Below are 13,712 nucleotides of genomic sequence, written 5' to 3'. Positions count from 1 at the left end.
ACCATTTTACGCTACACTTAAACCTCTACAAGATTTCGGAGGTTGTACAAGTATGAGCAAAAAAATCCCCGTTGGAATCAGTGCATGCCTGCTCGGCGACCGCGTCAGATTTGATGGTGGGCATAAGCGTCTTACTTTTGCGACCGACGATCTCACCCCATTTGTCCGTTTTGAGCCCATCTGCCCTGAGATGGCGATTGGTCTGCCAACGCCGCGCCCGGCATTGCGTCTGGTGAAGCAGGGCGATGATGAGCTGCATCTCTGCTTCAGCAAAGATGGCGGAGAAGAGGTTACGACGCAGATGCGTGACTGGTCTGCTGAGCGGGTAAAATCGCTGCATCACCTCTGTGGCTATATCCTCTGCGCCAAATCACCCAGTTGTGGCATGGAACGGGTGCGGGTCTATGAGCCCGATAACAACAATAACCGCAAAGCAGGCACCGGTATTTTTACTGAATTCCTGCAGCGCGAGATGCCCTGGCTGCCGCTGGAAGAAGATGGTCGTCTGCACGATCCCGCCCTGCGTGAGAACTTTATCGGTCGTGTCTGCGCGCTGCATGAATTTAATCAGATGTGGGAAAGCGGTCTGACCCGGCAGGGACTGATCGCCTTCCACAGCCGTTACAAGCTGATGATGCTGGCGCATTCGCAGGAGAAATACCGCGAGCTGGGACCCTTTGTCGCCTCCATGAGCCAGTGGGAGTCGCTGGACGCCTTTGCCTTTGAATACCGCAATCGCATGATGGAACTGATGTCACGTCCCGCCTCACGTCGCAATCACACCAATGTGCTGATGCATGTGCAGGGCTACTTCCGCACGCATCTGAGTTCACCGCAGCGCCAGGAACTGGCAACGCTGATTGACCGCTATCGTCAGGGCACACAACCGCTGCTGGTGCCGATTACCATTCTCAAACACTACATGGCGGAGTACCCGCACCCGTGGCTGGCCCAGCAACGCTATTTCGATCCCTATCCCGAAGCCTTGTGCTTACGCTACGGACAGTAATACAGGAGGAGTATGACCACCCATCTGGTCTGGCTGCGTAACGATTTACGCGTCAACGACAATCTGGCGCTGCACGCCGCCTGCCGCGACAGCGATGCAAAAGTGATTGCGCTCTACCTTGCCACGCCAGCACAGTGGCAGCAGCATGACATGTCACCGAAGCAGGCGGCGTTTATCCACGCCAGTCTGTTGCAGGTGCAGCGTGCGCTGGCGGAGCGGGGCATTGAACTGCACTATCAGGCGTGTCACGCCTTCAGCGACAGTATTGATGCGCTGCTGCAGTTCTGCGCTAAGCAGCAGGTCGATCAGCTCTTCTATAATTACCAGTATGAAGTTAATGAACGCCAGCGCGATGCGGAGGCTGAAAAGCGTCTCGACGACGCGGGCGTGATTTGCCAGGGCTTTGATGACAGCCTGTTGCTGCCGCCCGGCAGTGTGCAGAGCGGCGATCGCTCGATGTATAAGGTGTTTACCCCGTTCAGCAAAGCCTTTGTCCGCCGCTTGCAGCAGGGGCTGCCTGAGTGCGTGCCTGCGCCGAAAGCGCGCGAAGGCGCACCGCTGAAAGCCTCCCCGATTCCCGCCTTTGACTATCCAACCGAAGACTTTGATCAGGATCTGTTTCCGCCAGGCGAAGCGGCGGCGCTGAAGCGGTTGCGCCATTTCGCCACGCAACCGGTTATCGACTATCCCGCTAAGCGCGACCTTCCGGCGCTGGACGCCACCAGCCGTCTGTCGGTTTATCTGGCGACCGGCGTACTGTCGCCACGTCAGTGCCTGCATCGCGTGCTGCATGAACATCCCGATGCGCTGGACAACAGCCGCGCGTTCACCTGGCTGAACGAGCTGATCTGGCGTGAATTCTACCGTCATCTGCTGGTTGCCTGGCCGGCGCTGTGCCGACACAAGCCGTTTATCGACTGGACGCGAAACGTTGAATGGCAGCGTAACGACGCACATTTCGACGCGTGGAAAGCGGGTAAAACCGGCTATCCGATTGTCGATGCCGCAATGCGTCAGATGAAGGCGCTGGGCTGGATGCACAACCGCTTACGGATGATCACCGCCAGTTTCCTGGTCAAAGATCTGCTGATCGACTGGCGTGAAGGTGAACGCTATTTCATGCAGCAGCTGATTGATGGTGACCTGGCCGCGAACAACGGCGGCTGGCAGTGGGCGGCCTCGACCGGCACCGACGCGGCGCCCTATTTCCGCATCTTTAACCCGACCACGCAGGGCGAGCGCTTCGATGAGAAGGGGGATTTTATCCGCCACTATCTGCCTGAACTGGCCGGGGTCCCTGACAGCGATATTCACCAGCCCCATGTCTGGGCGGAGAAGCATCATAAGAAACTCGATTATCCGGCACCAATCGTGGATCATAAGGTGGCACGTAAAAAGACATTAGACGCCTTTGAGCGCGCCAAGAGCGCAGCCTGAGGCCTCGAAGGAGCCTGAATGAACCATTACGAATTAGAGACGCTGATCAATCAGCAACTCGATAGCCACAGTTTCAGCGATTACGCCCCCAACGGTTTGCAGGTTGAGGGACGCAGCGAGATCAAAACGATTATCACCGGCGTCACTGCCTGTCAGGCGCTGCTGGATGAGGCGGTGGCGCGTCAGGCCGATGCGATTATTGTCCATCATGGCTATTTCTGGAAAAGTGAACCGGCCGCGATTAAAGGTATGAAGCGCCGTCGTCTGCGGACCCTGCTGGCCAACGATATCAATCTCTATGGCTGGCACCTGCCGCTCGACGCGCATCCTGAATTAGGCAACAACGCCCAGCTGGCGAAACTGCTGGATATCGAAGTGCGCGGCGAAGTGATGCCGCTGGTGTTCTGGGGTGAGCTGGCTGAGCCCCTGTCCGGCGAGCAGCTGGCCCGCCGAATTGGTGAGCGGCTGGGACGTGAACCGCTGCATTGTGGTGACAACGCGCCAGCGCTGATCCGTCGCATTGCCTGGTGCAGCGGGGGCGGGCAGGGCTTTATCGACCAGGCGGCGGCGGCGGGCGTCGATGCCTTTATCACCGGTGAAGTCTCTGAACAGACTATTCACAGCGCGCGTGAGCAGGGGCTGCATTTCTTTGCCGCAGGCCATCACGCCACCGAGCGCGGCGGCGTAAAAGCGCTGGGCGACTGGCTGGCGCAACATCACGATCTTGATGTGACCTTCATCGATATCCCCAATCCTGCCTGACACTCTCCCTTGTCCTGCGCGCCTGCGCAGGACCTAAATCTGTTGACACATCCCTGTCACTTTCGCATAACTGTTTGCTTTACGTAGATAAGCAATGGGCTGCACCGGGCATCCGGTCAGGTCGGCCAGGCGCGATCTCAACTGAGCGGGAGGTAGCTGTTGCAACGAGCACGGTGTTATTTATTGGGTGAACGCGCTGTCGTGCTGGAGCTGGAACCGCCGGTCTCACTGGAGAGCCAGCAACGAATCTGGGGACTGAATCAGCGACTGCACGACTATGCCAGCGTGCTGGAGGTGATCCCCGGCATGAACAACATCACCCTGATCCTGCGTGATCCCCAGCAGAGCGCGCTGGACGCAATAGAGCGGCTTCTGCGCTGGTGGGAAGAGAGTGAAGCGCAGTTGCCGGAGTCGCGTCAGGTGGAGATCCCGGTGATCTATGGCGGCGAGTCTGGCCCCGATCTGACGGTGGTGGCGGAACACGCCGCGCTGACGCCCCGTCAGGTGGTTGAGCTGCACAGCAGCAGCGACTATGTGGTCTTTTTTATCGGCTTTCAGCCCGGTTTTCCCTATCTGGGCGGACTGGATCAGCGCCTGCACATCCCGCGGCGTGCTGAGCCCAGGGTTGCAGTGCCCGCCGGCTCGGTGGGCATCGGCGGCAGCCAGTCCGGCGTCTATCCGCTGGCTTCGCCCGGCGGCTGGCAGTTGATTGGCCAGACGCGCACCGCGCTGTTTGATCCCCTGCAGCAACCGCCCACGCTGCTCCGTCCCGGTGACAGGGTTCGCTTTGTGCCGCAACAGGAGGGCGTATGTTAAACATTCTGCGAGCCGGCCTGGCCGCGACTATTCAGGATGCGGGCCGTTACGGCTGGCGTCAGTATGGCATCAGCCCTGGTGGTGTGCTGGATCATCCCGCGATGTTCACCGCCAATGTGCTGGTGGGCAATGATCCCGACAGCGCGGTGCTGGAGATGGTGCTCGGCCAGTTCAAAGCGGAGTTTACCCGCGATGGCTGGTTTGCGCTGACCGGCGCAGGCTGCCATGCGGAGCTTGACGGCCAGCCGGTCTGGACGGGCTGGCGCACGCCGGTGAAACGGGGGCAGCTCCTGTCACTGGCGATGCCGCAGCGCGGCATGCGCAGCTATCTGGCAGTGCAGGGCGGTTTTGATATCCCCGCGATGCTCGGCTCCGCCAGCACCGATCTAAAAGCAAAATTTGGCGGATTTCAGGGGCGAGCCTTGCAGGATGGCGATCAGCTCCCGCTGGGTAAACCGACCCGCACGTTTGACCGTAAAGTCGGGGTGCGGCAACTGCTGTGGGGCAACCGCATCCGCGCACTACCTGGCCCGGAGTATCACGAGTTCAGCCGCGAAGCGCAGCAGGCATTCTGGCGTACCGCATGGAAACTCAGCCCGCAAAGTAACCGGATGGGATACCGGCTTGAGGGACGCAAGCTTGAGCGCGAGAGCCCGCGCGAGCTGCTGTCACACGGCGTAATGCCGGGTGTGATTCAGGTGCCGCCGAACGGACAGCCTATCGTGCTGATGGCGGATGCCCAGACCACCGGCGGCTATCCGCGCATCGCCTCGGTTATCGAAGCCGATCTCTATCACCTGGCACAAATCCGGCTGGGTGAGCCGATTCATTTTATTCACTGCACCCTGCCGGAAGCGATGCTGGCACGTCAGCATCAGCAACGCGCCCTGGACCAGATGAAGTGGGGACTCAATGAAAATTGATTTAAACGCCGACCTGGGCGAGGGCTGCGCCAGCGATCAGGCGCTGCTGCAACTGGTGAGTTCCGCCAACATCGCCTGTGGCTTTCACGCAGGTGATGCGCAGACCATGCTGCAGTCGGTGCGCTGGGCACAGGCATCCGGCGTCGCGATTGGTGCACATCCCGCTTTTCCCGATCGGGAGAACTTTGGCCGCAGCGCCATGCAGCTGCCGCCGGAAACGGTCTACGCCCAGATGATCTACCAGATTGGTGCGCTGAAAAGTCTGGCGGAAAGCGAAGGTGCGCGGCTGCTTCATGTTAAACCGCACGGCATGCTCTACAACCAGGCAGCGGCCGATCCGGTGCTGGCGGATGCCATTGCCCGTGCCATCAGGGCGGTCGACAGCCAGCTGATTGTGGTGGGACTGGCTAACAGCGAATCGATTCGCGCGGCGGCGCACTACGGCTTACGCACGCGGGAAGAGGTGTTCGCCGACCGTGGCTATCTCAGTAGCGGTGCGCTGGTGCCGCGCAGCGAGCCGGGCGCGCTGATTGAAGATGAACAGCTGGCTATCAGTCAGACGCTGACGATGGTGCAGCAGGGCAAAGTAAAAAGTATCACCGGAGAATGGGTAGCGGTGAATGCACAGACCGTCTGCTTACATGGCGACGGCGCGCACGCTCTGCAATTTGCACAGCGGTTGCGTGATGCGTTTGCCGATCAGCAGATTCGTGTCACCAGCAACTGAATAACCACACTTAGCCCGGCGTATGCCGGGTTTTTCAACTCTGAGGGAAATCCATGGATAGTGCAGTAAATCTCTGGCCATTACTGGGCATCGCCGCCATCGTCGTCGGCTTCCTGTTACGGTTCAATCCGGTGCTGGTGGTGATTGTCGCCGGGTTTGTGACCGGTCTGGCCGCGATGATGCCGCTGGCGGACATTCTGGAAAAGCTCGGGGCAGGTTTTCTCAACACCCGCAACCTGCCACTGATCCTGCTGCTGCCGCTGGCGGTCATTGGCCTGCTGGAGCGTCACGGACTGAAAGAGCGGGCGCAGGCGTGGATTGCACAGATCAAAACGGCAACCGCCGGACGGCTGCTGATCGTCTACCTGTTTGTGCGCGAAATCACCGCCGCGCTGGGGTTAACCAGTCTCGGAGGACATCCGCAGATGGTGCGTCCGTTGCTGGCACCGATGGCGGAAGGAGCAACTGAAAGCCGCTATGGCGAGATCTCACCTGAGCTGCGCCACCGGCTGCGCGCGATGTCAGCGGCGACCGATAATGTCGGTCTCTTCTTTGGTGAGGATATCTTCGTGGCGTTTGGCGCGATTATCTTTATGCATAACTTTATGCAGGAGTCCGCCGGGATTCAGACCGAACCGCTGCACATCGCCTTATGGGGCATTCCGACTGCCGTCGCCGCGTTCCTGATCCACTCGGCACGTCTGGTGCGGCTGGATCGGCAACTGGCGCGAGAGCTGCAGCAGCTGAACCGTCAGGCGCTGAAAGCCAAAGGAGGTGAGTAATGTTCCAGCAACAATATCTGATGTGGCTGGCGGGCATTATCCTGCTGGTAGTGGCGGTGCTTTCCTGGCGTGACAGCGCGAATCCACGTCGCTTTACCACCGGCCTGTTCTGGGCCTTGTATGGCCTGGTTTTTCTGGTCGGTGACTGGACGACGCAACTGATGAGCGCCTGGATGGGTTCAGATGCGGCGGGCACCCGTATGCTGCACATCGGCATCGGTGTCATTGTGGTGGTGATGGCGCTGATTGCCGGGTTTGGCGGTGTCAGGCTGGGTCGCTATCATCAGCGCAGCGATGAAGAGAAACAGGCCAGTGCGCTGCGTCTGCGCAATAAACTGTTTCTGCCTGCACTGTCGATTCCGGTCGTGACCGTGGTCGGTGTGCTGGCGTTTAACCATATTCCCGGTTTGCAGGATGCGGTGTTCGGCCCCGGTAACCACGCTACGCTGGTGACGCTGTTTTCAATGATGGTCGGCTGTGTGATTGGCTGGCTGGTGGCGTTAAAACTGACCCACGAGAAACCGGTGCAGTCGATGCAGGAGACCCGTCGCCTGCTGGATTCGATTGGCTGGGCCTTTATCCTGCCGCAGATCCTTGCCACCCTGGGGCTGCTGTTTACCAGCGCGGGCGTGGGCAGTGCTATATCGCATCTGACAGAAACCTGGCTGGCGGTAGATAATCGCTTTGTCGCGGTCACCGTCTATGCCGTCGGGATGGCGCTGTTAACCATGATCATGGGTAATGCTTTTGCGGCGTTTCCGATTATCACCGCAGGCGTCGGCATCCCGATTCTGGTGTTGCAGCACGGTGGAAATCCGGCAGTGATGGCGGCAATTGGCATGTTCTCCGGCTACTGCGGCACGCTGATGACGCCGATGGCGGCCAACTTCAATATCGTCCCGGCAGCGCTGCTGGAACTGCCCGATCGTAACGCGGTGATCAAGGCTCAGATTCCGACCGGTGTGCTACTGTTAATCGTTAATATTTTCCTGCTCTATTTCCTGATGTTCCTGTGAGGTTGCATGAAAACTGTCCTGATGACCGCCTTTGAACCTTTTGGCGGTGAAACGATTAACCCTTCATGGGAAGCGGTGCGCGCGCTGGAAGGTAAACAGATTAGCGGGGCGACGATAGTGATCCGCCAGTTGCCGGTGGTATTCAGCGACGTACTCAGGGTGCTGAATCAGGCGCTGGAAGAGGTGAAACCGGATGCGATTCTGTCGGTGGGGCAGGCGGGCGGGCGAAGCGACATTACCGTTGAACGTATTGGTATTAATGTCGATGACGCCCGTATCCCGGACAACGCCGGTCATCAGCCGGTGGATGAGCCCGTCGTAGCTGGTGGCCCGGCAGCCTATTTTTCCCGTCTGCCCATCAAAGCGATTGTGGCGGCGGTGCGGGAAGCGGGGATCCCCGCGTCAGTGTCGCAAACGGCGGGCACCTTTACCTGTAACCGCGTAATGTACGGCCTGCTGCACTGGCTTGAGCAGCATGACAGTCCGGTGCGGGGAGGCTTTATCCATATTCCTTATCTGCCTGAACAGGCGGCGCAGCATCCGGGCGCACCGAGCATGGCGCTGGCGTCCATTATTCAGGCGCTGGAAATTGCGGTAAAGGTCACGCTGGAGACCGGCGAGGATATCAGACAGGCTGGCGGCGCCACCCATTAAGAGGATGAACGATGCCTGAAGGACCGGAAATTCGCCGCGTGGCGGATAAACTTGAAGCCGCCATTGTGGGTCAGCCCTTAACGGAAGCGTGGTTCGCGTTTCCTCAGCTCAAGACCTATGAACCGGCGTTGATTGGTGAGCAGGTTAATGCGATTGAGACGCGGGGCAAAGCGCTGCTGACTCATTTCAGCAATGGCCTGACGCTCTACAGTCATAACCAGCTGTATGGTGTCTGGCGCATTGTAAAACCTGACACCGAACTCAATTCCACCCGTCAGTTGCGAGTGCGACTGGCGACGGCGGGCAAAGCGATTCTGCTCTACAGCGCCTCAGATATTGAGCTGCTCAACGCAGATACGCTGGCGGCGCATCCGTTTCTTAATCGTATCGGGCCGGATGTGCTGAACAGTGCGCTGACAGTGGAAGAGGTGAAAGAGCGGCTGCTGTCACCCCGTTTCCGGCGGCGGCAGTTCAGTGGTCTGCTGCTGGATCAGGCTTTTCTGGCCGGGCTGGGAAACTACCTGCGTGCCGAAATTCTCTGGCTGGCACAGCTGCTGCCAAATCATCGGGCGCAGGATCTCAGTAACGATCAGCTGACTGCTTTCAGCGAAGCGCTGCTTTCAGTGCCGCGCCATGCCTATCGGATGCGTGGAACCATGAAGAAATATCATGAGGAAGCGGCGTTTCAGTTTGAGGTGTTTCATCGGCAGGGCAAAAAATGCCGGCGCTGTGGCACGGTGATTGAGAAGGGCACGCTCTCATCACGGCCTTTTTACTGGTGTCCGGGTTGTCAGAGATAGGGGCGACCGCATTGGCGAACAAAACAGGAAAAGGTTCTTACTGCAAACAGCTGACAAACTCGAATCCGGGTGACTCCAGCCGCTACGAAGAAGTCTGACGCGCAGGGAATACGGTCAGAAGAGGAAAGCGTCCCGCGCCATGGACAAAAACGCCGGGAGCGTTTTTGAACAACGCAACGCGTTGGCCCGGCAACGGGCGCACCTCAGGGATGAGGTGCGTAATCGCGCGGGCCGAGCGTGTCATGGATGACGGCTTTTGCGTCTTTCCGATCTGACCATGTTCTCTACGCAGGCGCGGTATCACAGCCAACCGCCCCCGGCTTTAAAGCAACATCAGGCGGAGATCCCTCTCCGCTATTAACTGAACCTTACTTTTTCAGCTGTGAGCTGAATTCGCGCTCGGTATAACCGGTGTAGAGCTGACGTGGACGGGCAATCTTCATGCCTTCGTCGTGCATCTCTTTCCAGTGTGCAATCCAGCCAACGGTACGGGCCATCGCGAAGATCACCGTAAACATGGAGGATGGAATACCCATCGCTTTCAGAATGATACCGGAGTAGAAGTCCACGTTTGGATAGAGTTTACGCTCGATGAAGTACGGGTCGTTCAGCGCAATGTGTTCCAGCTCCATCGCCACTTCCAGCAGGTCATCCTTCATACCCAGCTCATTCAGGACTTCATGGCAGGTATCGCGCATCACGGTCGCGCGTGGATCGTAGTTTTTGTAAACGCGGTGACCAAAGCCCATCAGACGGAAGGAGTCATTTTTGTCTTTGGCGCGTTTAACAAATTCCGGAATATGCTCAACGGTGCTGATCTCTTCCAGCATACGCAGGGTCGCTTCGTTGGCACCACCGTGCGCCGGTCCCCACAGGGAGGCGATCCCGGCGGCGATACAGGCAAACGGATTCGCGCCGCTTGAACCGGCGGTACGAACGGTAGAGGTTGAGGCGTTCTGCTCATGGTCAGCATGCAGGATCAGGATGCGGTCCATGGCGCGTTCCAGCACCGGATTCACTTTATACTCTTCGCACGGCGTGGCAAACATCATGTGCAGGAAGTTACCCGCATAGGAGAGATCGTTGCGCGGATAGACAAACGGCTGGCCGATAGAATATTTGTAACACATCGCTGCCATGGTCGGCATTTTAGAAAGCAGACGGAATGCTGCGATTTCGCGGTGGCGCTCAATGTTTACATCCAGCGAATCGTGGTAAAACGCAGCCAGTGCGCCAGTAACACCGCACATTACCGCCATCGGATGCGAATCGCGACGGAAGCCGTGGAACAGGCGGGTAATCTGCTCATGAATCATGGTGTGGCGGGTAACCGTGGTACGGAACTCATCAAACTGTTTCTGGTTTGGTGCTTCGCCGTTCAGCAGGATGTAGCAGACTTCCAGATAGTTAGAGTGGGTCGCCAGCTCAGAAATAGGGAAACCACGGTGCAGCAGGATACCTTCATCCCCATCGATAAAGGTGATTGCAGATTCGCAGGACGCGGTAGACGTAAAACCGGGATCGAAGGTGAACAGGCCACTTGAACCCAGAGTGCGGACATCAACGACATCCTGGCCCAGCGTACCTTTCAGCACGTCCAGTTCAATAGATGTTCCATCTTGCAGGGTTAGCGTTACTTTTTTATCTGTCATTTTCGTCTCCATAGCGCCTTATGTAGGTAAGGATCTTTAGACACCTGAAACGCGTTCATGTTGCGGTTGGCAAAACTACACAGTATCACTCTGCGGGGATAAAACGGGTGCAGGGTACAGAGTGAGCGGCGCGTTCCCAGCGGGAACCGGTGAGCCATGGACATGCTGCATATCGCGGTTGTTAAAGATCCGGTCAGGACATAACTTCTTGGTAACCAATAACCTGATGCTTTTTAATGCTCATTATCGCAATGTTACATAACTTGCGCTTAGGGGAAAGTGTATCCCCATAACTTTTGCGCATCATAGGAATTTACAGGCTTAGTTTGTAACTGAATTGTTGAACTATTGTCAAATCAGATAATTAAAATTGTATCAATTGTGAAAATCGTGAGTAGGATCACTGTTCCACCTAAAATATACCAAAGAGTTTGTAGGGGAATTGTAATCAGAATGTGATCCTCCTATACTCCAGGCAGGTCTCCGGAACACCCTGACACCAGGAGCCACCCAGCGTTTACTACCGCGTCAATTAACACTGGATGTTGCTTTTTTGGTGACGGTTAAAGTCTGCCACGCGTTGTGATTAGACTCCGCCTCAGGTCCGGAGGAAGCAAAATAAAAAAGAGCTGTGTGGGCAAAACCGTGAAAAAACAAAGACCTGTCAACTTGGATCTCTCGACGATCCGGTTTCCCGTTACTGCAATATCGTCCATTCTTCACCGCGTCTCCGGCGTAATCACATTGGTTGCCATTGGCATCCTGCTGTGGCTGCTCGGTCTCTCTCTCTCCTCTCCTGAAGGTTTCCAGCACGCTGCGTCCATCATGGATGGCTTCTTCGCGAAGTTCATTATGTGGGGCATCTTAACGGCGCTGGCCTATCACGCGGTGAGCGGGATTCGTCATATGTTGATGGATTTTGGTTATCTGGCCGAAACGCTGCAGGTTGGTAAGCGTTCCGCTCATATGACTTTTGTGATCACTGTCGTGCTGGCAATTCTGGCGGGAGTCCTCGTATGGTAAGCAATGCATCCGCATTGGGTCGCAACGGCATTCAGGACTGGCTGCTGCTGCGGGCAACTGCAATTCTCATTACGCTCTACATCGTCTACATCCTCGGTTTCGTGGTGATGACAGACACGCTGACTTATGACCTGTGGCGTGGCTTCTTCGCTTCCGCATTCACCAAAGTGTTCACGCTGCTGACGCTGTTCTCCATTCTGATCCACGGCTGGATTGGCATGTGGCAGGTGTTAACAGACTACGTTAAATCACTGCCAACCCGCTTGTTGTTGCAGTTTGTGATTGTCGTGGCGCTGTTGTGGTATGCGATTTATGGATTTGTTGTGGTGTGGGGTGTGTAAATGAGTTTGCCAATCAGAGAGTTCGATGCCGTGGTAATCGGCGCAGGTGGCGCAGGAATGCGAGCCGCACTGCAAATCTCCCAGGGCGGCCAGAGCTGTGCCCTGTTATCTAAAGTTTTCCCGACCCGTTCCCACACCGTATCTGCGCAGGGTGGTATTACCGTTGCGCTGGGTAATACCCATGAAGATAACTGGGAATGGCACATGTACGACACCGTCAAAGGTTCCGACTATATCGGCGACCAGGACGCGATTGAATATATGTGTAAAACCGGCCCGGAAGCTATTCTGGAACTGGAACACATGGGTTTACCTTTCTCGCGTCTTGAAGATGGTCGTGTCTATCAGCGTCCGTTTGGTGGCCAGTCAAAGAATTTTGGTGGCGAGCAGGCGGCACGTACGGCGGCTGCGGCTGACCGTACCGGTCACGCATTGCTGCACACTCTTTATCAGCAGAACCTGAAAAACAAAACCACTATCTTCTCTGAGTGGTATGCACTGGATCTGGTGAAAAACGCCGATGGCGCAGTCGTGGGTTGTACCGCTATCTGCATCGAAACCGGCGAAACCGTTTATTTCAAAGCGAAAGCGACCATTCTGGCCACTGGCGGTGCGGGCCGTATCTACCAGTCCACCACCAATGCGCATATCAACACCGGTGACGGCGTAGGTATGGCACTGCGTGCGGGCGTACCGGTGCAGGATATGGAGATGTGGCAGTTCCACCCAACCGGTATCGCCGGTGCGGGCGTGCTGGTCACCGAAGGCTGCCGTGGTGAAGGCGGCTATCTGCTGAACAAACATGGCGAACGCTTCATGGAGCGTTATGCGCCGAACGCCAAAGATCTGGCGGGCCGCGACGTGGTTGCGCGCTCGATGATGATTGAAATCCGTGAAGGTCGCGGCTGTGATGGCCCGTGGGGTCCACATCTCAAACTGAAACTGGATCATCTGGGTAAAGAGGTGCTTGAGTCACGTCTGCCTGGCATCCTTGAGCTGTCACGCACCTTTGCGCACGCCGATCCGATTAAAGAGCCGATTCCGGTCATTCCGACCTGCCACTACATGATGGGCGGTATTCCGACCAAAGTGACCGGCCAGGCACTGCGCGTCAATGAGCAGGGCGAAGATGTAGTGATTCCTGGCCTGTTCGCCGTCGGTGAAATCGCCTGCGTATCGGTGCATGGTGCCAACCGTCTGGGCGGTAACTCACTGCTCGACCTGGTGGTCTTTGGCCGTGCAGCGGGTCTGCATCTGCTGGCGAGTATTCAGGAGCAGGGCGACCTGCGTGATGCCACAGAAGATGAGATCGCCGGGGCGATGGCGCGTTTCAACCGCTGGGAAAATAACACCACGGGTGAAGATCCGGTTGAGATTCGTAAAGCGCTGCAACGCTGCATGCAGAATAACTTCTCGGTATTCCGTGAAGGCGAAGCGATGGCTCAGGGTCTGGAAGAGCTGAAAGAGATTCGCCAGCGCCTGAAGTCAGCGCGTCTGGATGACCGCTCACCGGATTTCAACACCCAGCGTATTGAGTGCCTGGAGCTGGATAACCTGATGGAGACGGCCTTTGCCACGGCGGTAGCGGCTAACTATCGCACCGAAAGCCGCGGTGCGCACAGTCGCTTCGACTTCCCGGATCGTGATGATGAAAACTGGCTGTGCCACAGTCTTTATGTCCCGGAAACCGAAAGCATGACGCGCCGTGAGGTGAACATGCAGCCGAAACTGCGCGCGGCCTTCCCGCCGAAAGTGCGTACCTACTAATTT

General features: G+C 57.2%; 14 protein-coding genes. 13 read left to right on the top strand and 1 reads right to left on the bottom strand.

Features of this window, described 5'->3' with window-relative positions; all coding sequences use genetic code 11:
- Nucleotides 1-52: 52 nt before the first annotated feature.
- The 10 genes from HFD94_RS01620 (at nt 53) to nei (ending at nt 8,926) form a co-directional block, all read left to right on the top strand.
- Nucleotides 53-1,009 carry a 2-thiouracil desulfurase family protein gene (locus HFD94_RS01620; RefSeq protein WP_010260698.1) on the top strand — a complete coding sequence of 319 codons (957 nt, stop codon included), beginning with the start codon at nt 53-55 and terminating at the stop codon, nt 1,007-1,009.
- Between the two features lie 12 nt (nt 1,010-1,021).
- Complete coding sequence (gene phrB, locus HFD94_RS01615; RefSeq protein WP_022626044.1) at nt 1,022-2,446, top strand: deoxyribodipyrimidine photo-lyase; 1,425 nt, start codon at nt 1,022-1,024, stop codon at nt 2,444-2,446.
- 18 nt (nt 2,447-2,464) lie between these two features.
- The gene (locus tag HFD94_RS01610; protein ID WP_010260703.1) at nt 2,465-3,208 is read left to right on the top strand and encodes a type 2 GTP cyclohydrolase I; all 744 of its coding nucleotides are present in this window, start codon (nt 2,465-2,467) and stop codon (nt 3,206-3,208) included.
- Nucleotides 3,209-3,367: 159 nt separating this feature from the next.
- Nucleotides 3,368-4,024, top strand: a complete 657-nt coding sequence (pxpB, locus tag HFD94_RS01605) for a 5-oxoprolinase subunit PxpB (protein WP_167432719.1) — start codon at nt 3,368-3,370, stop codon at nt 4,022-4,024.
- Nucleotides 4,018-4,947, top strand: coding sequence for a 5-oxoprolinase subunit PxpC (gene pxpC, locus HFD94_RS01600; RefSeq protein ID WP_010671294.1), 930 nt, complete (start codon nt 4,018-4,020; stop codon nt 4,945-4,947). Before pxpB ends, pxpC begins: the two co-directional genes overlap by 7 nt.
- Entirely contained in the window at nt 4,937-5,674 is a 738-nt protein-coding gene (pxpA, locus tag HFD94_RS01595; protein WP_033766692.1) for a 5-oxoprolinase subunit PxpA, read from the top strand. The genes pxpC and pxpA overlap by 11 nt, the downstream gene beginning before the upstream one ends.
- 53 nt (nt 5,675-5,727) lie before the next feature.
- Nucleotides 5,728-6,456 carry a DUF969 domain-containing protein gene (locus tag HFD94_RS01590; RefSeq protein ID WP_010671295.1) on the top strand — a complete coding sequence of 243 codons (729 nt, stop codon included), beginning with the start codon at nt 5,728-5,730 and terminating at the stop codon, nt 6,454-6,456.
- Nucleotides 6,456-7,472 carry a DUF979 domain-containing protein gene (locus HFD94_RS01585; RefSeq protein WP_031592206.1) on the top strand — a complete coding sequence of 339 codons (1,017 nt, stop codon included), beginning with the start codon at nt 6,456-6,458 and terminating at the stop codon, nt 7,470-7,472. Before HFD94_RS01590 ends, HFD94_RS01585 begins: the two co-directional genes overlap by 1 nt.
- A 6-nt stretch (nt 7,473-7,478) precedes the next feature.
- Nucleotides 7,479-8,126, top strand: a complete 648-nt coding sequence (pcp, locus tag HFD94_RS01580) for a pyroglutamyl-peptidase I (protein WP_010671296.1) — start codon at nt 7,479-7,481, stop codon at nt 8,124-8,126.
- 11 nt (nt 8,127-8,137) lie between these two features.
- Complete coding sequence (nei, locus tag HFD94_RS01575) at nt 8,138-8,926, top strand: endonuclease VIII (protein ID WP_159227183.1); 789 nt, start codon at nt 8,138-8,140, stop codon at nt 8,924-8,926.
- Between the two features lie 368 nt (nt 8,927-9,294).
- Here nei and HFD94_RS01570 read toward each other — a convergent pair whose 3' ends face one another.
- Nucleotides 9,295-10,578, bottom strand: coding sequence for a citrate synthase (locus HFD94_RS01570; protein WP_010260725.1), 1,284 nt, complete (start codon nt 10,576-10,578; stop codon nt 9,295-9,297).
- Nucleotides 10,579-11,211: 633 nt separating this feature from the next.
- On the opposite strand from HFD94_RS01570, the gene sdhC reads away from it, so the two are divergent.
- The 3 genes from sdhC to sdhA are packed head-to-tail and all read left to right on the top strand — an operon-like array spanning nt 11,212 to nt 13,709.
- Entirely contained in the window at nt 11,212-11,601 is a 390-nt protein-coding gene (sdhC, locus tag HFD94_RS01565; RefSeq protein ID WP_029519433.1) for a succinate dehydrogenase cytochrome b556 subunit, read from the top strand.
- A complete protein-coding gene (gene sdhD / locus HFD94_RS01560) occupies nt 11,595-11,942 on the top strand; it encodes a succinate dehydrogenase membrane anchor subunit (protein ID WP_009091417.1) in 348 nt (115 codons plus the stop codon). Before sdhC ends, sdhD begins: the two co-directional genes overlap by 7 nt.
- Nucleotides 11,943-13,709: a succinate dehydrogenase flavoprotein subunit gene (gene sdhA, locus HFD94_RS01555; protein WP_022626042.1), complete on the top strand. Its 1,767-nt coding sequence runs from the start codon at nt 11,943-11,945 to the stop codon at nt 13,707-13,709.
- Nucleotides 13,710-13,712 lie beyond the last annotated feature (3 nt).

Source organism: Pantoea sp. EKM20T, assembly GCF_011800485.1.
GTDB classification, from domain to species: domain Bacteria; phylum Pseudomonadota; class Gammaproteobacteria; order Enterobacterales; family Enterobacteriaceae; genus Pantoea; species Pantoea agglomerans.
The sequence above is the reverse complement of the archived record's forward strand: the minus strand, read 5'-3'. Positions and strand labels throughout refer to the sequence as shown.